A 24,516-nucleotide genomic window follows, 5' to 3' on the forward strand; every position below is an offset into this window, starting at 1 on the left:
GTGGGGCTCACCCCTTCTCCAGGAACTCCTCCCGCTCCGCGTCCAGCAGGGCGTCCAGCGCCGTCCGCAGGGCGGGCAGGCCGTCGAGGGCCGGGTCGGCGGCCACGACGGCCGTCGCCTCCTCGCGGGCCGCCGCGATGACCTCCTCGTCGTCGATGACGGTGAGCATCCGCAGGGAGGAGCGCGCCCCCGACTGGGCCTGGCCGAGGACGTCGCCCTCGCGGCGCTGCTCCAGGTCGATGCGGGACAGCTCGAAGCCGTCGAGCGTGGCGGCGACGGCGCCCAGCCGGGCGCGGGCCGGGCTCGCCGCGCCCGCGTCGGTGACGAGGAGGCAGAGGCCCGGCGCGGAGCCCCGCCCGACCCGCCCGCGGAGCTGGTGCAGCTGCGAGACGCCGAACCGGTCGGCGTCCATGATCACCATGACCGTGGAGTTGGGGACGTTCACACCGACCTCGATCACGGTGGTCGCCACCAGCACGTCCACCTCGCCGGCGGCGAAGCGCCGCATGACGTCGTCCTTCGCCTCCGGCTGCATCCGCCCGTGCAGCACCTCGACGCGGAGCCCGGCCAGCGGCCCCTTCGCCAGCCGCTCGGCGACGTCGAGGACGGCCAGCGGGGGCCGCTTGTCGTCCACCTCGCCGGCGGCGGACGGCTTCTCCTCCTCGTCGCCGATGCGCGGGCACACGACGTACGCCTGGTGGCCGCCCTGGACCTCCTCGCGCACGCGCTCCCAGGCCCGGGTCAGGAAGTGCGGCTTGTCCTTGGCGGGCACCACGTGGGTGGCGATGGGGGAGCGGCCGGCGGGGAGCTGGTCCAGGACGGACGTCTCCAGGTCGCCGAAGACGGTCATGGCGACCGTGCGCGGGATGGGCGTCGCGGTCATGACCAGCAGGTGGGGCGGTTGTCCGCCCTTCGAGCGGAGCGCGTCGCGCTGCTCGACGCCGAAGCGGTGCTGCTCGTCCACCACGACCAGGCCGAGGTCGTGGAAGCGCACCTTGTCCTCGATCAGGGCGTGGGTGCCCACCACGATGCCCGCCTCGCCGGTGACCAGGTCGAGGAGGGCCTGGCGGCGGGCCGCCGCGCCCATGGAGCCGGTGAGCAGGACGACCTTGGTGCCCCGCTCCGCGCCGCCCAGCAGGCCGCCCTCGGCGAGGTCGCCCATCATCCCGGTGATCGACCGGTGGTGCTGCTGGGCGAGGACCTCGGTGGGCGCGAGCAGCGCCGCCTGCCCCCCGGTGTCGACCACGCCGAGCATGGCCCGCAGGGCGACCAGCGTCTTGCCGCTGCCGACCTCGCCCTGGAGCAGCCGGTGCATGGGGTGCTCGGTGGCCAGGTCGTCGAAGATCTCGGCGGAGACCTTGCGCTGGCCCTCGGTGAGGGTGAAGGGGAGCCGGGCGTCGAAGGCGGTCAGGAGGCCGTCCGCGACGGGCTTGCGGGCCACGGCGGGGAGCTGGCCGTCGGCGTGCCGGCGGCGGGCCAGGGCGACCTGGAGGACGAACGCCTCGTCCCACTTCAGCCGGTCGCGGGCGGCCTGGATGTCGGCCTTGGTGCGCGGGCGGTGGACCTTGCGCAGCGCGTCCGGCAGCGCGGCCAGGCCGCGGCCCTCGCGGAGCGCGTCCGGCAGCGGGTCGACCAGGCCGCGCCAGCCGTCGGCCTCGAAGTGGGCCAGCAGCACGTCCACCGCCTTGGCGATCTTCCAGGACTGGACCTGCTTGCACGCCGGGTAGAGCGGCAGCAGCCGGTTCGCGAACTCCTCGGCGGCGTCCGCCCCGCTGTCGCCGTCCAGCAGCTCGTAGTCGGGGTGGAGGAGCTGGCGGGTGCGGTGGAAGAGCGAGACCTTGCCGGCGAACATGCCGCGCCGGCCGGGCACCAGCTCCTTCTCCCGCGCGTAGGCGCCGCGCCCGAAGAAGACCAGCGTCAGGGAGCCGCTGCCGTCGGTGACGACGACCTCCAGGCGCACGCCCCGGCCCTGGTTGAAGGTCTTCATGGCCGCCTTGGCGACCTGGGCGACGACCGTGACGTGCTCGTCGAGCGGCAGGTCGGACAGGCGCGTCAGCTCGCCGCGCTCGGCGTAGCGGCGCGGGTAGTGGTGCAGCAGGTCGCCGGCGGTGCGCAGGCCGAGGTGCTCGGCCATCACCTTCGCGGTGGTGCCGCCGAGGAGGTTCCTGAGGGGTTCGTCGAGCACGTCTTCTCCTGGGCCCGCTGGTCCGGGGCCCGGACGTCGGGATCCGGGCACGTACCCATTCCACACCAGGGCACCGACAACCCCCGACAGCGCCGGCTACTCGATGCCGATCAGCAGCGCCGCCGACTGCTGTCCGCCCCGGTAGACCACGGTGTCCACGGCGAGGTGGCCGGCGCGGACGTGCCGCTCCAGCCGCTCGGCGAGGGCGTCGGGGACGCCGGCCCCCAGCACGAGGGTGACCATCTCACCGCCCGCCGCGAGCATCCGGTCGAGGACGGTCGCGGCCGTGGCGGCCAGGTCCTCGCCGATGACGGCCACGTCCCCGTCGATCAGGCCGAGGACGTCCCCGGCCTGGCAGACGCCGGCCATGGTCCAGGACTGGCGCTCGGCGACGGCCAGTTCGGCGTAGCGGGTGGCGCCGGCGGCGGCCGTCATCGCGACGACGTCCTCGTCGAAGCGCCGGCCGGGCTCGTGGACGGCGAGGGCGGCGATGCCCTGGACCGGGGAGCGGGTGGGGATGAGGGCCACCCGCACGCCCTCCGTGCGCGCCTGTTCGGCCGCGGCGGCGGCCGTGTGCCGCAGGTCGGCGTCGTTCGGCAGCAGCACCACCTCGTGCGCGTGCGCGCGCCGCACGGCCTCGACGAGCTCGCCGCTGGCGGGCGGCTCGCCCGGCCGGACGGCGACCACGGTCGCCCCGGCCCCGGCGCACAGCCCGGCCAGCCCCTCGCCCGGGACGACGGCCACCACGGCCCGCTGCACGCGCTCGGGGACGCGGGAGCGCTCCGCGGCGCCGAAGTGCGTGATGCGGACGCGGTGCGGGCGGCCGGCCTCGATGCCGGCCTCGACCGCGGCCCCCGCGTCGTCCACGTGGACGTGGACGTTCCACAGCCCGTCGCCGCCGACGACCACCAGGGACTCGCCCAGGACGTCCAGCCGGGCGCGCAGCCGGGCGACGGCGGCCTCGTCCGCGTCCAGGAGATAGATCACCTCGAAGGCCGGCCCGTCGCCCGGCCCCGGGCCCCCGCCGGTGTCCGCCGGGCAGCCGCCGGCCCGCCACGGCCGCGCGGCGGGCGCCTTGGGCGGCACCGGCACGCCGCTGCCGCCGAGCGCGCCCGAGAGGGCGGCCAGCACCTCGACCAGACCCCGGCCCCCCGCGTCGACCACCCCGGCCCGGCCGAGCACGTCGAGCTGGCCGGGGGTGGCCTCCAGGGCCGTACGGGCCTCGGCGTGCGCGGCGCGCGCCACGGCGGTGGCGTCGCCGCCGGACCGCTCCGCGGCGGCCGCGGCCGCCGCCGCGACGGTGAGGATCGTCCCCTCGACGGGCCGGGCCACGCCCTCGTACGCGGACTCGACCGCCCGCCGCAGCGCCCGCCGCAGCAGCCCGCCCGCCGCCGCGCCGTCGTGATCTCCGTCACCGGCCGCCGCCAGGACCTCGGCCATGCCGCGCAGCAGCTGCGCCAGGATCGTGCCGGAGTTGCCGCGCGCGCCTATGAGGGCGCCGTGCGCCATCGCCCGGACCGCCTCCGGCAGCCCCGGGCGGGAGGCCGGGCCCGCGGTGGCGTGGGCGTCGAAGACGGCGTCCACGGCGCGGACGGCGGACTCGACGGTCAGGTAGAGGTTGGTCCCGGTGTCGCCGTCGGCCACGGGGTAGACGTTGATCGCGTCGATCTCCTCGCGCGCGCGGCCGAGCGCGTCGAGCGCCAGGGCGCACCAGGCACGTACCGCGCCGGCGTCCAGCGATCGCCCCACCTGCGCTCCTCCCGTCGGCTGTGAACAACGCTGGGCACCCTAGCCGTGCCGGGGCCCCTGGGGGCCCGGACGGGCGGGATCCGGGCCGGTCATGGTAGTTTCGTTGTCCTGGAGCGGTCGTTGTATGCTGCTCCGGTTGCCTGATGAGAGTCAGGCCATCCCCCTGACACTGCCGGTCACTCACTGAGATCTCGGCACGCAGGGATTCACCGTACGTGCCTGTCGTGCCCGCGAGAGCGGGGACGACCCGTCTTTGGAGTAACCCGTGGCTGCCAACTGCGACGTCTGCGGCAAGGGGCCGGGCTTCGGCAACAACATCTCGCACTCGCACCGCCGTACCTCCCGCCGTTGGAACCCCAACATCCAGCGGGTGCGTGCGAAGGTCGGTGCGACGCCGAAGCGGCTCAACGTCTGCACCTCGTGCATCAAGGCCGGCAAGGTCTCGCGCTAGCGGCTTCTCGCCAGTGGCGCAGCCTTTCGGTTGCACAGCCGGTCCCGGCTACGGGGCCGGCTTTTCGTTTGCCCGGACGCTGCGCGTCCGGCGCAGCGCCTACGCTGAGGGCACAGCAACCGCATCCGTCCCACCCGCCCCGCAAAGGACCCAGCCCCCATGACCCGCGTGATCGCCGGAACCGCCGGCGGACGCCGCCTCGCCGTGCCGCCGGGCACCGGCACCCGCCCCACCTCCGACCGGGCGCGCGAGGGCCTGTTCTCGACCTGGTCGGCGCTGCTCGGCTCGCTGGAGGGGGCCCGGGTGCTCGACCTGTACGGCGGCTCGGGCGCCGTCGGGCTGGAGGCGCTCTCGCGCGGCGCGGCGCACGCCCTGCTCGTGGAGGCCGACGCCCGCGCGGTCCGGGTGATCCGGGAGAACGTCCGCGTCGTCGGCCTGCCCGGCGCCGAGGTCCGGGCCGGGAAGGCGGAGCAGGTCGCGGCCGGACCCGTGGCGCCCGGCGGCCCGTACGACGTGGTCTTCCTCGACCCCCCGTACGCCGTCACCGATGACGAGGTCCGCGAGATCCTCCTCACACTCCGCGCCGGCGGCTGGCTGGCCGACGAGGCGCTGCTCACCGTGGAGCGCGGCACCAGGGGCGGCGAATTCCGCTGGCCGGAGGGGTTCGAGGGGCTGAGGGCCCGTCGCTACGGCGAGGGCACGCTTTGGTACGGTCGCGCCGCCTCGGCGTACGAGGGCGGCACCGCCGGCCCGGACACGCCATGAATGGACCGGAGAGCGAGGAACCACCGTTGTTGCGCCGCGCCGTCTGTCCGGGGTCGTTCGACCCCGTCACCAATGGACACCTCGACATCATCGCCCGTGCCTCCAGGCTGTACGACGTCGTGCACGTGGCCGTGATGATCAACAAATCGAAACAGGGCCTGTTCACGGTCGAGGAGCGGATAGACCTGCTCCGCGAGGTGACCGCCGAGTACGGCAACGTGGAGGTGGAGTCCTTCCACGGCCTCCTCGTCGACTTCTGCAAGCAGCGCGAGATCCCCGCCATCGTCAAGGGGCTGCGGGCCGTCAGCGACTTCGACTACGAGCTGCAGATGGCCCAGATGAACAACGGGCTCTCGGGCGTCGAGACCCTGTTCGTCCCCACCAACCCCACCTACAGCTTCCTCTCCTCCAGCCTGGTCAAGGAGGTCGCGGCCTGGGGCGGCGACGTCTCCCACCTGGTGCCGGAGCCCGTGCTGGAGGCCCTCACCGAGCGGCTCGCCCGCCGCTGACCGGGCCCGCCGCCGTCCGCGCATCTGACGGTCCGTCAGTGCCTGCCGGGCGGGCGGCGCGGGCCGTACAGTCGTGCCGTTCACGGCTTCACAGCCATCACAGCCGGAAGAGAGTGGCGATCGTCAGGTGGACGTACAGAAGAAGCTCGACGAGATCGTCGCGACCGTCGCCGGCGCCCGCTCGATGCCGATGTCGGCCTCCTGCGTCATCAACCGGGCCGAGCTGCTCGCCCTCCTGGAGGAGCTGCGCGCCGCCCTGCCCGGCTCGCTCGCGCAGGCGCGGGAGCTCATCGGCGACCGGGAGCAGCTGGTCGCCGAGGCCCGCGAGGAGGCCGAGCGGATCCTCGAGTCGGCCCGGGCCCACCGCGGTTCGCTGATCTCCGACACGGAGGTGGCCCGGGAGTCCCGCGAGGAGGCCGAGCGCATCCTCGCCGAGGCCCGCCGGGAGGCCGCCGCGATCCGCGCCGAGGCGGACGACTACGTGGACAGCAAGCTGGCCAACTTCGAGGTCGTCCTCACCAAGACCCGCGGCTCGGTCGAGCGCGGCCGCGAGAAGCTGCTCGGCCTGGGCGACGGCTCCCGCCCCGACGGCACCGACGACCCGGACGCGGCGGCCCTGCCCGGGCCCGGCGACGGCCCGGACGCGCGGCGGCGGGGCGCCGACGCGTACGTGGACGCCAAGCTCGGGGCGGTCTCCGCCGTCCTGGCCAAGACCCTGGAGGCGGTGGGCCGCGGCCGGGAGAACCTGCTGGGCGCCCGCCCCACCGACGCGCTGGGCGCCCTGGCCGGCCAGGAGGCCCCCGCCGTGGGGCACCCCACCAGCGACGCCGACTTCCTGGCCGGACTGGCCGAGTCGCCCGCCCAGGACGGGCCCCCCGCGCCGGAGTACGCCGGCTACCGGCCGCCCGCGCCCGCCTACCCGCCCCAGGAGCCGCAGGGCCCGCAGGGGGCCCACGAGCCGCAGCAGCAGGGCGCCTACGCCTGGCAGCAGTTCCCGCAGCAGGCGGACCCGTACGCCGCGGGCGGCTACGGGCAGCAGGCCGACCCGTACGCCTGGCAGGGCGGCGCCCAGGGCTACGGCGCGTACCCCCAGCAGCAGGGGCGGGAACCGGAGGGGCAGCAGGCGCCGCGCGCCGGGGGCGCGCTCGACGAGACCAGCTTCTTCGACACCGGCATGATCGACCTCGAACAGCTCCGCCGGTACGAACAGGGGCGCTGAGCCCCGCCCCGCGCCCCTGACCGGGGCGGACCGGGGGCGCGGATTGGGCCGATCGCGGACCGTCCAGTATCCTGGCTCTTCGGTCGCGCGTACGTCCCGCGATCCGGGCTGCCCTCGGTACACCGCACGGTGTGCCCGTGTGCGGCCGCCGCCCGCAGCGTAGAAAGCAGGAAGCCCTGAACGCCCGCCTCGATCACCGTTCCCCTCTTGTGTTCGACACACACGAGCTGGGGCGGCGTCCCGGTGCGCTGAAGCGGCTCTCCCGCTCCATCCCGGCCCCCGCGGACCTCGGTATCGAGGTCATCGGAGTCGCCGAGGGCGCGACCGTGGAGCTCGACCTCCGTCTGGAGTCGGTCATGGAAGGGGTGCTCGTCACAGGCACCGCCCGTGCGCCGCTCACCGGGGAGTGCGTAAGGTGTCTGGAGCCGATCGAGCGCGAGCTCGAAGCGGACTTCCAGGAGATGTACTCCTACCCCGACGCCGACGCCCGGGGCCGCATCGCGGCCGCGGACGACGACGCCGAGGACGACGAGGAGGACATGCTCTTCCTCGAGGACGACCTGTTCGACCTCGAACCCGTGCTGCGCGACGCGGTGGTGCTCGCACTGCCGCTGCAGCCGGTGTGCCGGGAGGACTGCCCCGGTCTGTGCTCCGAGTGCGGGGCGCGGCTGGCGGACGAGCCGGACCACCATCACGAGACCGTCGACATTCGTTGGGCGGCACTGCAGGGACTCGCCGGTTCCGACCAGGACGGCGAGAAGGACAACGCACCCCGGTCCGCCGGGGATGACTCACAGGAGAAGTAGCCGTGGCTGTTCCGAAGCGGAAGATGTCGCGCAGCAACACGCGCCACCGCCGGTCGCAGTGGAAGGCTGCGGTCCCCACTCTCGTGGCGTGCGAGCGCTGCCACGAGCCGAAGCAGCAGCACATCGCGTGCCCGAGCTGCGGCACCTACAACAAGCGCCAGGTCCTCGAGGTCTGATCGGCGGGTGACAGGCTTCATGTCAGACGCCACCACGCCGTCCCGCACCCGCGGGAATGCACAGGCGCCACAGGACGCAGCCTCGTCTCTCACGCTTCTGGAAGGGCGGCTCGGGTACCGACTCGAGACCGCCCTTCTGGTGCGTGCGCTGACCCACCGCTCCTACGCCTACGAGAACGGCGGTCTGCCCACCAACGAGCGGCTGGAGTTCCTCGGTGACTCCGTCCTCGGCCTGGTGGTCACGGACACGCTGTACCGCAAGCACCCCGACCTGCCCGAGGGCCAGCTGGCCAAGCTGCGGGCCGCGGTGGTCAACTCGCGGGCGCTGGCCGAGGTGGGCCGGGGTCTCGACCTCGGATCCTTCATCCGGCTCGGCCGCGGCGAGGAGGGCACGGGGGGACGCGACAAGGCGTCCATCCTGGCGGACACCCTCGAGGCCGTGATCGGCGCCGTCTACCTCGACCAGGGGCTGGACGCCGCCGCGGAGCTGGTGCACCGGCTCTTCGACCCGCTGATCGAGAAGTCCTCGAACCTCGGCGCCGGCCTGGACTGGAAGACCAGCCTCCAGGAGCTCACGGCGACGGAGGGACTGGGGGTTCCCGAGTACCTGGTCACCGAGACCGGGCCCGACCACGAGAAGACCTTCACGGCTGCTGCCCGCGTCGGTGGTGTCGAGTACGGCACCGGCACCGGCCGCAGCAAGAAGGAAGCCGAGCAGCAGGCGGCCGAGTCCGCCTGGCGCGCGATCCACGGCGCGGCCGAGGCCCGCGCCAAGGCGGCGCAGGAGGCCGCGTCGAAGGACGTGGCGGACTCCTCCCGCTGAACCACCGGCCGGCCCGGGGCGCACCACGCGTCCCGGGCCGGCCGTTTTTCCTGTCGACACCCCACGGAGGAAGAGCGTGCCCGAACTGCCCGAGGTCGAGGTCGTCCGGCGCGGTCTGGAGACCTGGGTGTGCGGCCGCACCGTCGCCGGCGTCGAGGTGCTCCACCCCCGGGCCGTCCGGCGCCACCCCGCCGGAGCCGCCGACTTCGCCGCCCGGCTCACCGGGCAGCGGCTCGGTCCCGCGCGCCGCCGGGGCAAGTACCTCTGGCTGCCGCTGGAGACCGAGGGGCTGTCGGTCCTGGCCCACCTCGGCATGAGCGGCCAGCTCCTCGTCCAGCCCGAGGACGCGCCCGGCGAGAAGCACCTGCGCGTCCGCGTCCGCTTCACCGACGACCTCGGCACCGAGCTGCGCTTCGTCGACCAGCGCACCTTCGGCGGGCTCTCGCTCCACGGGACCGTGCCGGGCAGCGCCGAGGCGCTCCCCGACGTGATCGCGCACATCGCCCGGGACCCGCTGGACCCCGCCTTCGACGAGGCCGCCTTCCACCTGGCGCTGCGCCGCCGGCGCACCACGATCAAGCGCGCCCTGCTCGACCAGTCGCTGATCAGCGGCGTCGGCAACATCTACGCCGACGAGGCGCTGTGGCGCTCCCGGCTGCACTACGACCGGCCGACCGCGACCCTCACCCGGCCGCGCACCGCCGAGCTGCTGACCCACATCCGCGAGGTCATGAACGAGGCCCTGGCCGTCGGCGGCACCAGCTTCGACAGCCTCTACGTCAACGTCAACGGCGAATCCGGCTACTTCGACCGGTCGTTGGACGCCTACGGACGCGAGGACGAGCCCTGCCGCCGCTGCGGCACACCGATGCGCCGCAGCCCCTGGATGAACCGGTCCAGCTACTTCTGCCCGCGCTGCCAGCGGCCGCCGCGCCCGCGGCCCGGCGGCGCGCCGCTCGTACGGGGTCAGTAGCCGAAGTCCTGCGTCCACCAGGGGCCGCCCGGGCCGTGGTGGACGCCGACGCCGAGCGACCGGTACTCGTGGTTGAGGATGTTCTGCCGGTGGCCGGCACTGCGCATCCACGCCTCCACCACCGTGTGCGGATCGGGGTGGCCCCGGGCGATGTTCTCCCCGCCGAGGTTTCTGATGCCCCGGCGGGTGGCCCGGTCCCAGGGGGAGTGGCCGTCCGGGTCGGTGTGGTCGAAGAAGCCCCGCCGCGCCATGTCCTCGCTGAACGACTGGGCCAGCGCGGACAGCCGCACGTCGGTGCGCAGCGGCCGGCAGCCGGCCTTCGCCCGCTCGGCGTTGACGAGGGCGACCACCGTGCGGGCGGCGGAACCGCGCAGGCCGTCCGCCACCCGCGCCGCGGGTTCGTCACCGGCCGCGGCGGGCGGCGCCGGCACCGCCGCCGAGACGGAGGCCGACGCGGCGGCCGCGGCGGCCTGGTGCGGTGCCTCGCGGCCGGAGGGCGGGCCGGCCGGCCCGGCCCGGTGGGGGAGGCCCGCGCCGGGCGTCCCGGCCCGGACCGTGGCGGGCGGCGCGGGAGAGGACGAGGACGGGGACGGGGTCGGGGAGGACGGGGGAGGGGTGGGGCGCGCGACGGCCGGGGTGACGCGTGCGGCGGGGGCGGCCGGGCCGGCCTGCCGCTCGTAGGACCGGCCGCCCACGGCCTCCGGCCGCGAGGCCGGGACGGTGGGGCCGAAGTGGCGGGGGGCCGGCGGTTTCTCCTGCCGCGCGGCGGTCGGGACGTCGAGGGGCGCGTCGGCGCGGACCTGGCCGCTGGCGCCGCCGTGGCCGCCGCCGCTGCTGTCGCCGACGGACAGCGGATTGCCGGGGAGCAGGCCCGAGACCATCGCCACGGCGCCCATCGCCATGGCGGCGGAGGCCCCGAGCAGCCCGGTCCGCACGGGCGCCTTCGCCCTGGAGGGCCTGGCCGCCTTGGGCGACGCCTTGGAGGGGGGTGCGGCCGATGCCTTGGCCGATGCCCGGGGTGAGGTCTTGGGGGGTGAGGTCTTGGCCGGTGCCGGTGCCGGTGCCGGTGCCGGTGCCGCGGCCGGTGCGGTGGCGGGGGGCCCGGCCGGGGGGCCGGAGGGCGCCTCGGGCGACGGCGGGGCCGCGGCCGGTGCGGCGGGCTTCCGCTGCTCGACGGTGTCTTCCGGGGTGAGGTCCCCCCGCACGGCCCGGTGCGGGCTGCGGTGGCGCCCGGGGCCGCGGGGGCGGCGCTCCGGTCCCACGACGGGGAGGGGGACGGTGGGTGCTTCGGCGGGGTCGAGGTGTGCGGTCGTCTCGCTCGTCAGGGGTTCCCTGGCCGCCCGGGGGCCGGCTGCCGCTTCATCGGAGGTCACGGGGGCAGAGCGTCGATGGCGACCCATCCGCTGCCTTCCTACGCGTTCGGCGTCTCGGTGCATCACTCGTACGGGGGAGTCTTTTCGAGCCGCGACTGTACGGCATGGAGGGTGGGGCCGAAGTGCTGCTTATCCAATTGGCCGGTTAGCGTGCAGACATGAACGACTGTGTCCGACTTACTGCCTGGGTTCGTGGTCATGTGCAGGGTGTGGGGTTCCGCTGGTTCACCCGGGAGAACGCCCTGGGCATCGGCGGCCTGACCGGTTTCGCGTCCAACCTCGCGGACGGCCGGGTGCAGGTGGTGGCGGAGGGCCCGAGACCGGAGTGCGAACGTCTGCTCGCCTGGCTGCGGGACGGCGACACGCCCGGCCGGGTCGACGGGGTGACGGAGATCTGGGGCGACCCGCGCGGCGGATACGACGGTTTCGAGATCCGGTGACGGGGACGAGGGGGAATGGCGGGGGGAATGCGGAGAACGGCGGAACCCGCCCTGCCGTTCATATGTCGATGACATATGCGCGGCCCGGGTCATACCTGATGGTTGCCAAGAGGGCCCGGCCATGGAAGGCTGCCTCTCAACGGATGATCTCCACGCCCCCTCCGGGCCCGGTCGAGGAAAGCGCCGCCGTTCGGCCGCCGCGCACCCCGGGACGCCCGCCGATACGGGGCGTGATCGTGTTGACCGTCAAACCTTTTGGTGAGACTCTGGAAGCCCCGCGCACCTTAGCTGTTTGGCATTGAAACATGGCAGTAGCGATGGCAAGCACCGCGGGTGCGAATCCCTCACGACCCACACCGCTTCGGTCGGTCACTCAGTGTGGAGGACCATCCATCATGGCAAAGGCGCTTCTCGGTTACGTCGGCGGCTCCGACCCCCGAGTCCTCTCCGAGATGCGACGGCTTCAGCAGCGAGTGCAGGACCTGGAATCCGAGCTCATCCGGATGCAGGCCGAGAACGACGCGCTGTCTGCCGCCGCTCACCGTGGTGACTCGCTGCTCGACAGCATCGACGTATCCAAGGCGGAGCCTGCGCTCGCCTGACCTACGCCCTGCCCCGGGGGCCCGGTCGGGCTGCAACGTCAGCCGCTCGAGAATCTGCAAGGGACGCTCCGGCGTCCCTTCGTCGTCTCGCGGTGCCGGCCCTCGGCGTTGCCCTGGTCGTCCATCGGTGTTCTCCCCCCGTCCCACATCGCAACATGTGCCCTGCACCTTCCGGGGTGAAACCATGCCACCGGCCGTGTCCGGCGGCGGCTCGCCGGAAGGTCCCACGGGCCGGGGACGCGGCAGGGCCGGACGGTAGAGTCCTTCCGCGTGCACCTCAAGAGCCTGACCCTGCGCGGGTTCAAATCCTTCGCGTCCGCCACGACCCTGCGCTTCGAGCCCGGCATCACCTGCGTCGTGGGCCCCAACGGCTCGGGCAAGTCCAACGTCGTGGACGCCCTCTCCTGGGTCATGGGCGAGCAGGGCGCCAAGTCGCTGCGCGGCGGCAAGATGGAGGACGTCATCTTCGCCGGGACGACCGGCCGCCCGCCGCTGGGCCGCGCCGAGGTCTCCCTCACCATCGACAACTCCGACGGCGCGCTGCCCATCGAGTACGCCGAGGTCACCATCACGCGGACGATGTTCCGCAACGGCGGCAGCGAGTACCAGATCAACGGGGACACCTGCCGCCTCCTGGACATCCAGGAGCTCCTGTCGGACTCCGGCATCGGCCGGGAGATGCACGTCATCGTCGGCCAGGGCCAGCTCGACTCCGTCCTGCACGCCGACCCGGCCGGCCGACGCGCCTTCATCGAGGAGGCCGCCGGCGTCCTCAAGCACCGCAAGCGCAAGGAGAAGGCGCTCCGCAAGCTCGACGCGATGCGCGCCAACCTCGCCCGCGTCCAGGACCTCAGCGACGAGCTGCGCCGCCAGCTCAAACCGCTGGGCCGGCAGGCCGCGGTGGCCCGCCGGGCCGCCGTCATCCAGGCCGACCTGCGCGACGCCCGGCTGCGCCTGCTCGCCGACGACCTGGTCACCCTGCGCGAGGCGCTGCGCGCCGAGCTCGCCGACGAGGCCGCGCTCAAGAGCCGCCGCGACGCCGCCGAGGCCGAACTCCGTGCCGCCGCCGAGCGCGAGGCGGCCCTCGAACGGCAGGTCGAGGAGCTGACCCCGCGGCTGGCCGCCGCCCGGCAGACCTGGCACGAGCTCTCCCGGCTCGCCGAGCGGGTGCGGGGCACCATCGGCCTCGCCGACGCCCGTGTCACCAGCGCCACCACCGCCCCCGACGAGGAGCGGCGCGGCCGCGACCCCGAGGACCTCGAACGCGAGGCGCGGCGCGTCCGCGAGCAGGAGGCCGAGCTGGAGGCCGCCGTGGAGGCGGCCGGGCGGGCCCTGGAGGACACCTCGGCCCACCGCGCCGAGCTCGAACGCCGACTGGCCGACGAGGAGCGCCGGCTGCGCGACGCCGCCCGCGCCCTCGCCGACCGGCGCGAACAGCTCGCCCGGCTGCACGGCCGGGTCACCGCCGCCCGCGGCCGGGTGGCCTCCGCCGAGGCGGAGTCCGGCCGGTTGGCCCTCGCCCGCGACGAGGCACGCGAGCGCGCGGCGGCCGCGCAGGCCGCGTACGAGCTCCAGCGCGCCGAGGCGGACGGAGCCGAGGAGGGCGACGCCGAACTGGCCGCCCGCCTGGAGCGCGCCAAGGAGGAACTGGCCGCCGCCGACGCCGCGCTCACCGCCGCCCGCGAGGCCGCCACGGCCGCCGACCGGCGGCGGGCCGCCGTCACCGCCCGTCACGACGCCCTGGCCCTCGGACTGCGCCGCAAGGACGGCACGGGCGCGCTGCTGTCGGCGAAGGAACGATTGGGCGGCCTCCTCGGGCCCGCCGCCGAACTCCTCACCGTCGCCCCCGGATACGAACTCCCCGTGGCCGCCGCCCTCGGCGCGGCCGCCGACGGCGTCGCCGTCACCGGCCCGGGCGCCGCCGCCGAGGCGCTGCGCCTGCTGAAGAAGGAGGACGCGGGCCGGGCCGTCCTCCTGCTCGGCGGTGCGCCGGAGCCGCCGCCCGCCGACCGCCCCGCCGGGCTCCGTCCCGTCGGCGGCCTCGTCTCCGGTCCCCCCGAACTCCTGCCCGCCGTACGGCGGTTGCTGCGCGACGTCGTCGTCGTGGACACCCTGGAGGACGCCGAGGCCACCGTCGCCGCCCACCCGGGGCTGACGGTCGTCACCGCCGAGGGCGACGTGCTCGCGGCCCACCTGGCCCAGGGCGGCTCCGGCGGCGCCCCCAGCCTGCTGGAGATCCAGGCGGCCGTGGACGAGGCGGCGGCCGAGCTGGCCGAACTGGACGTGCACTGCGCGGAGTTGACCGCTGCCCAGCAGGCCGCGGCCGAGGAGCGCGCGCGGTGCGCGGCGCTCGTCGAGGAGCTGTCCGCGCTGCGCAGCACGGCCGACCGGGAGAAGTCCCGGCTCGCCCAGGACCTCGGCCGGCTCGCCGGCCAGGCGCGGGCCGCGGCCGGCGAGGCCGAGCGGGCGGCGGCCGCGGCGGCCCGCGCCGAGGAGGACCTCGCCCGCGCCGGCGAGGAGGCCGAGGAACTGGCCGCCCGGCTGGCCGCCGCCGAGGAACTCGGCGACGAGGACGAGCCGGCCGAGCCCGACACCTCCGTCCGCGACCGGCTCGCCGCCGACGGCGCCAACGCCCGGCAGACCGAGATGGAGGCACGCCTCCAGCTGCGGACCCACGAGGAGCGGGTCAAGGCCCTTGCCGGACGGGCGGATTCGCTCGACCGCGCGGCGCGCGCCGAACGCGAGGCACGGGCGCGCGCGGAGCAGCGGCGCGCCCGGCTGCGCCACGAGGCGCGCGTCGCGGGCGCCGTCGCGGCGGCCGCGCGGCAGTTGCTGGCCCGTGTGGAGGTCTCCCTGGTGCGGGCCGACGAGGAGCGGCAGGCCGTCGAGGTCGCGCGCACCGAGCGGGAGGCCGAGCTGGCCGCCGGGCGCAACCGGGCCCGCGAGCTCAAGTCCGAGCTGGACAAACTCACGGACTCGGTGCACCGCGGCGAGGTCCTCGGTGCCGAGAAGCGGCTGCGCATCGAGCAGTTGGAGGCGCGGGCGCTGGAGGAGTTCGGGATCGAACCGGGCGCGCTGGCCGCCGAGTACGGGCCCGACCAGCCCGTCCCGCCGTCGCCGCCCGCGGAGGGGGAGGAGCCGCGCGGCCTCGCCCCGGTACCGTACGTCCGGGCCGAGCAGGAGAAGCGGCTGCGCGCGGCCGAGCGGGCGTACCAGCAGCTGGGCAAGGTCAACCCGCTGGCGCTGGAGGAGTTCGCGGCGCTGGAGGAGCGGCACAAGTTCCTCTCCGAGCAGCTGGAGGACCTGAAGAAGACGCGCGCCGACCTGCTCCAGGTCGTGAAGGACGTGGACCGGCGGGTCGAGGAGGTCTTCACGGCGGCCTACCACGACACGGCCCGGGAGTTCGAGGGCGTCTTCTCGCGGCTCTTCCCCGGTGGCGAGGGCCGGCTCGTCCTCACCGACCCGGACGACATGCTGGCCACCGGCGTGGACGTGGAGGCCCGGCCGCCGGGCAAGAAGGTCAAGCGGCTGTCCCTGCTCTCGGGCGGGGAGCGGTCGCTGACGGCCGTCGCGCTGCTGGTGGCGATCTTCAAGGCGCGGCCGAGCCCGTTCTACGTGATGGACGAGGTGGAGGCGGCGCTGGACGACACCAACCTCCAGCGGCTGATCCGGATCATGCGGGAGCTCCAGGAGAGTTCGCAGCTGATCGTGATCACGCACCAGAAGCGGACGATGGAGGTGGCGGACGCGCTGTACGGGGTGTCCATGCAGGGCGACGGCGTCTCCAAGGTGGTCAGCCAGCGGCTGAAGTGATCGGAGGGCCGGTCGGATCGGGCCCTCAAAGATCAACTTCAAGTGTTGAACTCAAACTGTCCCATTCGCTGGAATCGGTTCTTCGTCACAAAGTATTGACTTCGCTAAATGAAGGCATAGGGTCTGCTGCGTCGCTTATGCCTTCAACGGGTGGGCACTTGGATCTTGTGCCCCACGGGAAGGCCACCCCCACACCTTTCCGGCAACGTCGCCGGGAGGGACCCCAGGAGTACACGTTGACCAGCACTGCGATGGCGCAGGGGGCCGAGGGCCGCAAGGCCCAGCCGGACCACCTCGGCCACGTCATCTTCATCACCGCGGCCGCGGCCATGGGTGGCTTCCTCTTCGGCTACGACAGCTCCGTGATCAACGGCGCGGTCGAGGGCATCCGCGGGAAGTACGGCATCGGCTCCGCCGCCCTGGCCCAGGTCATCGCCATCGCGCTGATCGGCTGCGCCATCGGCGCGGCCACCGCGGGCCGGCTCGCCGACCGGATCGGCCGCATCCGCGTGATGCAGATCTCGGCGACCCTCTTCACGCTGAGCGCCGTCGGCTCGGCCCTGCCGTTCGCCCTGTGGGACCTCGCCCTCTGGCGCGTCCTCGGCGGCATCGCCATCGGCATGGCCTCCGTCATCGGCCCCGCCTACATCGCCGAGGTGTCCCCGCCGGCCTACCGCGGCCGCCTCGGCTCCTTCCAGCAGGCCGCGATCGTCGTCGGCATCGCGATCTCGCAGCTCGTCAACTGGGGCATCCTCAACCTCGCCGACGGCGACCAGCGCGGCAAGCTCATGGGCATCGAGGCCTGGCAGCTGATGCTCGGCGTCATGGTCGTCCCGGCCGTCCTCTACGGCCTGCTCTCCTTCGTGATCCCCGAGTCCCCGCGCTTCCTGATCTCCGTCGGCCGCGTCGAGAAGGCCAAGTCCGTCCTGGCGGACGTCGAGGGCAAGGGCATCGACCTCGACGCGCGCGTCGCCGAGATCGAGGACGCGATGCGCAGCGAGCACAAGTCCACGTTCAAGGACCTGATCGGCGGCAAGGCCGGCCTGCTGCCCATCGTCTGGATCGGCATCGGCCTCTCGGTCTTCCAGCAGCTCGTCGGCATCAACGTCGCCTTCTACTACTCGGCGACCCTGTGGCAGTCCGTGGGCATCGACCCGAGCGACTCGTTCCTCTACTCGTTCACCACGTCGATCATCAACATCGTCGGCACCGTGATCGCGATGATCTTCGTCGACCGGATCGGCCGCAAGCCGCTCGCGATCGTCGGTTCCGCGGGTATGGCCGTCTCCCTGGCCCTGGAGGCCTGGGCCTTCTCCTCGCAGGCCGCGGACGGCTCCCTGCCGACCGCCCAGGGCACGGTGGCCCTCATCGCCGCCCACGCGTTCGTGCTCTTCTTCGCCCTGTCCTGGGGTGTCGTCGTCTGGGTCTTCCTCGGCGAGATGTTCCCCAACCGGATCCGCGCGGCGGCCCTCGGCGTCGCGGCGTCCGCGCAGTGGATCGCCAACTGGGCCATCACGGCGAGCTTCCCGAGCCTGTCCGAGTGGAACCTGTCGGGTACGTACATCATCTACACGGTCTTCGCCGTGCTCTCGATCCCCTTCGTGCTCAAGTACGTCAAGGAGACCAAGGGCAAGGCGTTGGAGGAGATGGGCTGACACCCCCCCCGCCGCCCACTCCTCGCCAAGGGCGTTGCCCCGGCTCACCGAGCCGGGGCAACGCCCTTGTGGTTTTCGGGTGCGCGTACGGGGGACGCCGTCCGCACGGCGTCCGCACGGCGGGCGGCTGCCGGGCTGCGGCCCGGCCCGGCCTCGCCGGGCGGCGGGGTACGGGCTGCGGGCCCGGCGCGGGCCGGGGGGCGCCGCCCTTGGTGGCGTCAGGCTGGTGCGGGCCGCGTGGTGGCCGCCGGCCGGTGCCTTGGCGGGCCTTGACCCGCCCGTACGGGGCAGCTGATGGAGACCCTGGTCCGCGCCTGGTCGGCGGCCGCCCCCGGGCGTACGGCCGCATGTCCCGAGCCAGGGCGGGGCCAGAGGCCGCCCGTACACAGGCACGGCCGGCGTGGGCCGGTCGCCTCGTCGGGTCCGGGCAGACCCGCACGGCCGGCAGGCACGCGCCCGTACGGGCCGCAAGCGGCAAGCCGGGCAGGCGGGCCAGCCACGCCGGGCCGGATGCGCCCGAGTCGGGGCACGCCCGGCAGGTTCGGGCCCATGGTCCCCTGCCCGCACGGGCCGGAGCGCTGGACGAGCGAGCCCGCACCCGGACTCGGCCTGCGGGCCCGCGCTCGTACGAGCCGGATGCGCCGCGAAGCCCGGCTGCGCAGGCCCAGGCGGAGGTACGGCCCGCGGGCGCGTGCCCACCGGCTGGACGCGCCGGGCCGGGCAAGTCCGTGCGCAGCTACGCCCCGCGGGCCCGTGCCCGCACGAGCCGGACGTGCCCAGCCAGTCCACGCCTCGCGGCCGAGCCGAGCCGTGCCGGGCACACTGGGGCCGACACGCCACGCGCCCCGGGCCGGACAGCCCGGCCCCAGGCGCGACGTCCCATGCACGCCGCTCCGTGCATGCCGAACCATGCGCGCCGTCCACGCACGTCGCCCCGGGCGCGCCAAGCCACGCGTACCGAGTCATGCACTCTGCCCCGCGCCCCCGCCCCGGGCACCTCGCCCCGGGCACCCGGCCCCCACGCGACCACGGCCCCCGTGAAGCAGACACCCCGAAGGGCCCGCCTCACAAGGCGGGCCCTTCGGGGTGTGGGCCGGGTGGCGTGTTACGCCGAGACCTTCTCCGGCTCGCGACGGGCGCTCGTCGCGTCCGGGGCGGGGGCGTCGTCGCCCTCGCGGGGGGTCGGGAGGAGGGCCATCACGAGGGCCGAGATGACGATCGTCGCGGCCCAGCCCAGGCCGTACTTGCCGATGAAGGTGGAGGCCAGGGGGCCGGAGAACCAGGCGCAGTCGGTGAAGCACAGGCCCGCGGCCAGGGCGATCGTCCAGGCGGTCATGGCCTGCCAGCAGAAGCCGCCCGCGTACCAGTAGCGGCTGGTGCGGCCGGTGTCCATCAGGGCTTCCGGGTCGTAGCGCACGGCGCGGGTCCGGCGGCGGAACATGTCCACCGCGTAGACGCCGATCCAGGCGGAGAAGGAGACCGCCAGCAGGATCAGGAAGGTGATGAAGGAGCTGAGGAAGCTCGTCGCCACCAGCATCAGCAGCAGACCGCCGACCAGCGAGATCATCGCGTTGATGCTGACCGCCGCGGCGCGCGGCAGCTTGACGCCCATGGTCTGGGCGGTGAAGCCGGCCGAGTACATCGAGAGGCTGTTGATCAGCAGCATGCCGACGATCGCGGTGATCAGGTACGGCACGGCCAGCCAGGTCGGCAGCAGGTCGCCGAGGAAGGAGACCGGGTCCTGCGCCTTGGCGAGGTCGGGGGTGGAGACGGCCATGACCGCGCCCATGAGGACCATCGGGACCATGACGATGCCCGCGCCCGAGACCGTCGTCCCGACGATCTTCTTGCCGGAGGCGGCGTGCGGCAGGTAGCGCGCGAAGTCGGGGCCGGTGGGCACCCAGCTGATGCCGCCCGCCGCGATGGTGCCGATGCCGGCGATCAGCATCGCCGTGGAGCCCGCGGGCTTGGAGAAGACGTCGTGCCAGTCGACGTGGACGATCAGATAGCCGAGCACCAGGACGCTGAAGACGCCGAAGAGGTACGTGGACCACTTGTTGCAGACGTTCAGCGCCTTGCGGCCCATGCCGCTCACCAGGAACGTCGAGGCGACGAAGGCGAACAGCGTGACCACGATGAGAGGCGTGTTGCTGCTGATGCCGAAGAGCAGGTCGAGCACGGTGAGCACGGCGTACGCACCGGTGACCGCGTTGATCGTCTCCCAGCCGAAGCGGGCGACCCACAGGATCGAGCCCGGGAAGAGGTTGCCGCGGACGCCGAACGTGGCGCGGGAGAGCATCGCGCCCGGCGCCCCGCCCCACTTGCCGGAGACCGACAGCACGCCGACCAGGCCGAAGGAGACCACCGCGGCGGCGATGGCGACGATCAACACCTGCCAGAAGTTCAGGGAGTTGAAGACGATCAGCGCGGCGCCCATGGTGAGCAGCAGCACACTGATGTTGGCGGCGACCCAGGTCGGGAAGAGCTCCCGGACCCGGCCGTGCCGTTCGTGATCCGGCACGGGTTCGATGCCGCGGGTCTCGATGGCGCCTTCGGCGGCATCGACGCTGGACACGTTGGCGCCTTCGGCAGCGTGGTCCATGGTGGGGGCCATATCGGGGGCTCCGAGCGGGGTGTTGCAGGGCGGGGCCTGGACAGAAGGGAACGTTGGGACTCTACGCGCGTGGCGCGAGCCTCGGCCATCGTACTTTGATCTAACTTTGGCCGGTTAGTGCCATTGGTCCTTGTGGCAACGCACAAATACGGCCCACTTCGGCCGACCCCGGCGCACCGCCGCCCCCGGCCGCCGGGGTGTCCGATACTGGGGGCGTTATGGAAATCGTCATCCTTGCCGTAGTCATCGCTGTGGTCGCGCTCGGCGCGATCAGCGGGCTCGTGGTGAGCAGCCGCAAGAAGAAGCAGCTGCCCCCGGCGCCGCCGAGCAGCCCGTCCGTCACCGCGCCGCCCGCCGAGCCCCACGTCGGCGAGGAGGCCGAGGCCCCGAGCGAAGAGAAGCGCCGCACCGTCGAGGAGGTGGAGCTCCCGCCGGCCGAGGCGCCGGCCGTGGAGGAGCCCGCCGTGGAGCCGGCGGCCCCCGAGGCCCCGGCCGCACCCGAGGTCGAGGTGCCCGAGCCCACCGCCGGCCGGCTCGTCCGGCTCCGGGCCCGGCTGTCGCGGTCGCAGAACTCGCTGGGCAAGGGGCTGCTGACCCTGCTCTCCCGCGAGCATCTCGACGAGGACACCTGGGAGGAGATCGAGGACACCCTGCTGACGGCCGACGTGGGCGTCGCGCCCACGCAGGAGCTGGTCGAGCGGCTGCGCGAGCGCGTGAAGGTGCTCGGCACCCGCACCCCCGAGGAGCTGCGCGGCCTGCTGCGCGAGGAGCTGCTCGCGCTGATCGGCACGGACACCGACCGCAGCGTGCACACCGAGCCCGGCGTCGGCCCCGACGGCGGGGAGAAGCCCGGCGTCGTCATGGTCGTCGGCGTCAACGGCACCGGCAAGACCACCACCACCGGCAAGCTCGCCCGCGTCCTCGTCGCCGACGGCAAGTCCGTCGTCCTCGGCGCGGCCGACACCTTCCGCGCGGCCGCCGCCGATCAGCTGCAGACCTGGGGCGAGCGCGTCGGCGCCCGCACGGTCCGCGGCCCCGAGGGCGGCGACCCCGCCTCGGTCGCGTTCGACGCGGTCAAGGAGGGCATCGCCGAGGCCGCCGACGTCGTCCTCATCGACACCGCCGGCCGGCTGCACACGAAGACCGGGCTCATGGACGAGCTGGGCAAGGTCAAGCGCGTCGTCGAGAAGCACGGCTCGGTGGACGAGGTGCTGCTGGTGCTGGACGCCACCACCGGGCAGAACGGGCTTGTGCAGGCCCGCGTCTTCGCCGAGGTCGTCAACATCACCGGTGTCGTGCTGACCAAGCTCGACGGCACCGCCAAGGGCGGCATCATCGTCGCCGTCCAGCGCGAACTCGGCGTGCCCGTCAAGCTGGTGGGCCTGGGCGAGGGGGCGGACGACCTCGCGCCGTTCGAGCCGGAGGCGTTCGTCGACGCGCTCATCGGGGACTGAGCGTCCGGTCCTCCCGGACCAACGGGTCCTGTCGCACGCGGGGTTGCGGCAGGGCCCGTTCGCGTACGGCGGGACGGGAAGGGAACGGTCGGACGGGAGGGGGACGGCGGGACGGACGGGTCAGCCGGTGCCCGAGCGGTGGCAGACGTAGGCGAGGGTGCCGAGCAGGAGCCGTGCCTCCGGCGGGCGGTACGCCGTGTCGAGGGCCGGCGCGCGCAGCCAGCGCACCGGGCCGAGGCCGGCGAAGTCCGAGGGCGGGGCGGTGATGTGGTCGCCGGGGCCCAGGCCGTGCAGGTCGAGCCGGGCGTCGTCCCAGCCCATCCGGTAGAGCAGGCGCGGCAGTTCGGCGGCGGCGCCCGGGGCGACGAAGAACTGCGCGCGGCCGTGCGGGGTGAGGGCCACCGGGCCGAGCGGGAGCCCCATGCGCTCCAGCCGGGCCAGCGCGTGCCGCCCGGCCGCCTCGGCGACCTCCAGGACGTCGAACGAGCGCCCCACGGGCAGCAGTACGGCCGCGCCCGGGACCCGGGACCAGGCCGCGGCGGCCTCGTCGAGCGTGGCGCCCGCGGGGACGGCGGGGGCGAGAGGGAGCGGATGGGCCCCGGGGGAGGGGCAGTCGGCGGCGCCGCACGAGCAGACCGCCCGCTGGCCCGTGCGCACGGCGTGGGCACCGGGCGTCACGTCCCAGCCCCACAACCCGGTGTATTCCGCGACGGTGGTCGCGGATCCGGACGCGCGGCCCCGGCGCCGAGAGCCCGAACGCAGATCCCGGATGCCGCCGATTGTGAAGCCCATGCCCCCTCCAACGGGTCCTGTTCGCGGTTGGTTACGGGTCGGAGTTTCGCGGACACTCACGGTCGTGGACGACCTGCTTCGCTACGGCGCGACGGTGTGCGGCGGGTGGCGGGAGCCGCCGCACGCGCCGTGCCGCGCACCCGGCCGCCGCTGCTCCGCCCCCCTTTCCGCCCTTGTCGGGCGCCTGCGTCAAGTCAAGCGTGCCGGGAGGGCCGGGAGTTCATTCCTTGGGGTGGCGAATGGTGGCGATTGCTGGACTGCACTCGCCTCGACCGTGATCGTAGGATTACTTTCGGTGTGTGAACCGCGAGCGGCGGCCCCATCCGGCGGGCCCGTGCCGCGGTCCGACGTGACCGGCGCGGGGCGCCGGCGGTTCGCAACACAGGCTGCTCCGCGCACGGGAAGCGGGAGCGAAGGGTCGGGATGGGGGCGTTCCAGTGGACGGCAGCGTCAGTGGCACCGGTGGTGCCGGCGGTTCGGCGGGGGCCGCCCGGCCGGGCGGCGACAAACCGGAGAAGCGCCCCAACGAGCAGCTCAACTCCTGGTTCCTGCGCAGCGGATGGTCCAAGGGCGAGCTCGCGCGCCAGGTGAACCGCCGCGCCCGGCAGCTCGGCGCCCACCACATCAGCACCGACACCTCCCGGGTGCGCCGCTGGCTCGACGGCGAGCAGCCCCGCGAGCCCATCCCCAAGATCCTCTCCGAGCTGTTCTCCGAGCGCTTCGGCTGCGTCGTCGGCGTGGAGGACATCGGCCTGCGCGTCGCCCACCAGTCGCCGTCCGTCTCGGGCGTCGACATGCCCTGGGCCGCCCCCCAGACCGTCGAGCTGATCAGCGAGTTCTCCCGCAGCGATCTGATGCTGGCCCGCCGGGGCTTCCTCGGCACCTCGCTCGTGCTCTCCGCCGGCCCCGCCCTCATCGAGCCCATGCAGCGCTGGCTGGTGCCCACCCCGTCCGTCACCGGCGAGCGCCCGGCCGACGCCGGCGGCTCCCGCCGTGCCCGGCTGTCCGGGCCCGAGCTCGACCTCCTGGAGTCCACCACCCGGATGTTCCGCGCCTGGGACGCCCAGTGCGGCGGCGGCCTGCGCCGCAAGGCCGTCGTCGGGCAGCTCCACGAGGTCACCGACCTGCTCCAGGAGCCCCAGTCCGGTGAGACCTCCAGGCGCCTCTTCAAGGTCGCCGCCGAACTGGCCCAGCTCGCGGGCTGGATGAGCTACGACGTGGGCCTGCACGCCACCGCCCAGAAGTACTTCGTGCTGGCGCTGCACGCCGCGAAGGAGGCGGGCGACCGTTCCCTCGGCGCCTACGTCCTCTCCAGCATGAGCCGCCAGATGATCCATCTCGGCCGCCCCGAGGACGCGTTGGAGCTGATCCACCTCGGCCAGTACGGTTCGCGGGAGACGGCCACGCCGCGCACCCAGGCCATGTTGTATGCGATGGAGGGCCGCGCCTACGCGACCATGGGCCAGCCCGCCAAGTGCAAACGGGCCGTGGGCATGGCCGAGGACTGCTTCTCCGACTGCACCCCCCGCGACGGCGACCCCGACTGGATCGGCTTCTTCTCCGAGGCCGAGCTCAACGCGGAGAACGCCCACTCCTTCCGCGACCTCGCCTATGTCGCGGGCCGCAGCCCCACGTACGCCACGCTCGCCCGCCCCAAGATGGAGCGTGCCGTCGCCCTCTTCGAGGAGGACGGCGAGCACCAGCGCTCCTACGCGCTCAATCTCATCGGCCTGGCCACCGTGGATCTGATGGAGCGCGAGCCCGAGGAGTCCACGGCGCACCTGGGCAAGGCGCTCCGCATCGCCAAGCAGGTCCGCTCCGAGCGGGTCAACAACCGCCTCCGCAAGACCGCCGGCACCGCCCTGCGCGACTTCGGCGGCGTCGCCGAGGTGCGCGACCTCGGCGAGCAGCTCGCCACCCACCTGCCGGAATCCGAGGCGGCCCAGGCGATGTGAGCCGCCGGGCCCCCTCCCGGCCCCCCCGACCCCGGCCGCGGCGACCCTCCCGAACAAGCCCGACTCGGCTCCCCCACGCCGGTCACACCGGGCGGTCGCCGCGGCCGGACCCGTACCCGGCGGCGGCCGGCCGGGCACCGAGGGCAGGGCGCCGGGGGCGGG

The 24,516-nt window shown here is 74.1% G+C and carries 19 protein-coding genes; 14 read left to right on the plus strand and 5 right to left on the minus strand.

Annotated elements, in window-relative coordinates; all coding sequences use genetic code 11:
* Positions 1-7: 7 nt before the first annotated feature.
* Both recG and AC230_RS18420 read right to left on the minus strand, forming a co-directional pair.
* Positions 8-2,185: an ATP-dependent DNA helicase RecG gene (recG, locus tag AC230_RS18415; protein ID WP_078871358.1), complete on the minus strand. Its 2,178-nt coding sequence runs from the start codon at positions 2,183-2,185 to the stop codon at positions 8-10.
* Positions 2,186-2,281: 96 nt separating this feature from the next.
* A complete protein-coding gene (locus AC230_RS18420; protein ID WP_049717371.1) occupies positions 2,282-3,934 on the minus strand; it encodes a DAK2 domain-containing protein in 1,653 nt (550 codons plus the stop codon).
* Positions 3,935-4,199: 265 nt separating this feature from the next.
* Here AC230_RS18420 and rpmB point away from each other — a divergent pair, with 265 nt between their 5' ends.
* The 8 genes from rpmB to mutM all read left to right on the plus strand — a co-directional run bounded on the left by rpmB (position 4,200) and on the right by mutM (position 9,656).
* Complete coding sequence (rpmB, locus tag AC230_RS18425) at positions 4,200-4,385, plus strand: 50S ribosomal protein L28 (RefSeq protein WP_004942804.1); 186 nt, start codon at positions 4,200-4,202, stop codon at positions 4,383-4,385.
* A 123-nt stretch (positions 4,386-4,508) separates the two neighbouring features.
* Complete coding sequence (rsmD, locus tag AC230_RS18430) at positions 4,509-5,150, plus strand: 16S rRNA (guanine(966)-N(2))-methyltransferase RsmD (RefSeq protein WP_277816916.1); 642 nt, start codon at positions 4,509-4,511, stop codon at positions 5,148-5,150.
* Positions 5,147-5,659 carry a pantetheine-phosphate adenylyltransferase gene (coaD, locus tag AC230_RS18435; RefSeq protein WP_078871359.1) on the plus strand — a complete coding sequence of 171 codons (513 nt, stop codon included), beginning with the start codon at positions 5,147-5,149 and terminating at the stop codon, positions 5,657-5,659. Before rsmD ends, coaD begins: the two co-directional genes overlap by 4 nt.
* A gap of 127 nt (positions 5,660-5,786) precedes the next feature.
* A complete protein-coding gene (locus tag AC230_RS18440) occupies positions 5,787-6,878 on the plus strand; it encodes a cell division initiation protein (protein WP_049717374.1) in 1,092 nt (363 codons plus the stop codon).
* Positions 6,879-7,087: 209 nt separating this feature from the next.
* On the plus strand, positions 7,088-7,684 hold the full coding sequence (locus AC230_RS18445) for a YceD family protein (RefSeq protein ID WP_198535557.1): 597 nt from the start codon (positions 7,088-7,090) through the stop codon (positions 7,682-7,684).
* A gap of 2 nt (positions 7,685-7,686) precedes the next feature.
* A complete protein-coding gene (rpmF, locus tag AC230_RS18450) occupies positions 7,687-7,860 on the plus strand; it encodes a 50S ribosomal protein L32 (protein WP_003951102.1) in 174 nt (57 codons plus the stop codon).
* Positions 7,861-7,879: 19 nt separating this feature from the next.
* Positions 7,880-8,683, plus strand: coding sequence for a ribonuclease III (gene rnc, locus AC230_RS18455; RefSeq protein WP_049717376.1), 804 nt, complete (start codon positions 7,880-7,882; stop codon positions 8,681-8,683).
* Between the two features lie 76 nt (positions 8,684-8,759).
* On the plus strand, positions 8,760-9,656 hold the full coding sequence (gene mutM, locus AC230_RS18460) for a bifunctional DNA-formamidopyrimidine glycosylase/DNA-(apurinic or apyrimidinic site) lyase (protein ID WP_049717377.1): 897 nt from the start codon (positions 8,760-8,762) through the stop codon (positions 9,654-9,656).
* On the opposite strand, the gene AC230_RS18465 is transcribed toward mutM, so the two are convergent.
* Positions 9,650-11,029 (minus strand): CAP domain-containing protein, encoded by a 1,380-nt coding sequence (locus AC230_RS18465; protein WP_241833269.1) that lies wholly within the window; start codon positions 11,027-11,029, stop codon positions 9,650-9,652. The genes mutM and AC230_RS18465 overlap by 7 nt on opposite strands.
* Before the next feature lie 158 nt (positions 11,030-11,187).
* On the opposite strand from AC230_RS18465, the gene AC230_RS18470 reads away from it, so the two are divergent.
* The 4 genes from AC230_RS18470 (at position 11,188) to AC230_RS18485 (ending at position 17,539) form a co-directional block, all read left to right on the plus strand.
* The gene (locus tag AC230_RS18470; protein ID WP_049717379.1) at positions 11,188-11,469 is read left to right on the plus strand and encodes an acylphosphatase; all 282 of its coding nucleotides are present in this window, start codon (positions 11,188-11,190) and stop codon (positions 11,467-11,469) included.
* Between the two features lie 395 nt (positions 11,470-11,864).
* Complete coding sequence (locus AC230_RS18475) at positions 11,865-12,071, plus strand: hypothetical protein (protein WP_004944922.1); 207 nt, start codon at positions 11,865-11,867, stop codon at positions 12,069-12,071.
* Between the two features lie 270 nt (positions 12,072-12,341).
* The gene (smc, locus tag AC230_RS18480; RefSeq protein ID WP_049717380.1) at positions 12,342-15,884 is read left to right on the plus strand and encodes a chromosome segregation protein SMC; all 3,543 of its coding nucleotides are present in this window, start codon (positions 12,342-12,344) and stop codon (positions 15,882-15,884) included.
* A gap of 236 nt (positions 15,885-16,120) precedes the next feature.
* Positions 16,121-17,539 (plus strand): sugar porter family MFS transporter, encoded by a 1,419-nt coding sequence (locus AC230_RS18485; protein WP_049717381.1) that lies wholly within the window; start codon positions 16,121-16,123, stop codon positions 17,537-17,539.
* Between the two features lie 1,105 nt (positions 17,540-18,644).
* On the opposite strand, the gene AC230_RS18490 is transcribed toward AC230_RS18485, so the two are convergent.
* The gene (locus AC230_RS18490) at positions 18,645-20,141 is read right to left on the minus strand and encodes a purine-cytosine permease family protein (RefSeq protein ID WP_049717488.1); all 1,497 of its coding nucleotides are present in this window, start codon (positions 20,139-20,141) and stop codon (positions 18,645-18,647) included.
* Positions 20,142-20,371: 230 nt separating this feature from the next.
* Here AC230_RS18490 and ftsY point away from each other — a divergent pair, with 230 nt between their 5' ends.
* Positions 20,372-21,607, plus strand: coding sequence for a signal recognition particle-docking protein FtsY (gene ftsY / locus AC230_RS18495; protein ID WP_049717382.1), 1,236 nt, complete (start codon positions 20,372-20,374; stop codon positions 21,605-21,607).
* Between the two features lie 120 nt (positions 21,608-21,727).
* On the opposite strand, the gene AC230_RS18500 is transcribed toward ftsY, so the two are convergent.
* Positions 21,728-22,399: a bifunctional DNA primase/polymerase gene (locus tag AC230_RS18500; RefSeq protein ID WP_049717383.1), complete on the minus strand. Its 672-nt coding sequence runs from the start codon at positions 22,397-22,399 to the stop codon at positions 21,728-21,730.
* 437 nt (positions 22,400-22,836) lie between these two features.
* Here AC230_RS18500 and nsdA point away from each other — a divergent pair, with 437 nt between their 5' ends.
* A complete protein-coding gene (gene nsdA / locus AC230_RS18505) occupies positions 22,837-24,354 on the plus strand; it encodes a transcriptional repressor NsdA (protein ID WP_049717384.1) in 1,518 nt (505 codons plus the stop codon).
* Positions 24,355-24,516 lie beyond the last annotated feature (162 nt).

This window comes from Streptomyces caatingaensis (assembly GCF_001187435.1).
GTDB classification, from domain to species: domain Bacteria; phylum Actinomycetota; class Actinomycetes; order Streptomycetales; family Streptomycetaceae; genus Streptomyces; species Streptomyces caatingaensis.

Coding starts and splice junctions, on each gene's coding strand:
- coaD (WP_078871359.1), top strand. CDS start 5,147: ATGAATGGACCGGAGAGCGAGGAACCACCGTTGTTGCGCCGCGCCGTC.
- rnc (WP_049717376.1), top strand. CDS start 7,880: ATGTCAGACGCCACCACGCCGTCCCGCACCCGCGGGAATGCACAGGCG.
- AC230_RS18470 (WP_049717379.1), top strand. CDS start 11,188: ATGAACGACTGTGTCCGACTTACTGCCTGGGTTCGTGGTCATGTGCAG.
- AC230_RS18475 (WP_004944922.1), top strand. CDS start 11,865: ATGGCAAAGGCGCTTCTCGGTTACGTCGGCGGCTCCGACCCCCGAGTC.
- AC230_RS18490 (WP_049717488.1), bottom strand. CDS start 20,141: ATGGACCACGCTGCCGAAGGCGCCAACGTGTCCAGCGTCGATGCCGCC.
- ftsY (WP_049717382.1), top strand. CDS start 20,372: ATGGAAATCGTCATCCTTGCCGTAGTCATCGCTGTGGTCGCGCTCGGC.
- AC230_RS18500 (WP_049717383.1), bottom strand. CDS start 22,399: ATGGGCTTCACAATCGGCGGCATCCGGGATCTGCGTTCGGGCTCTCGG.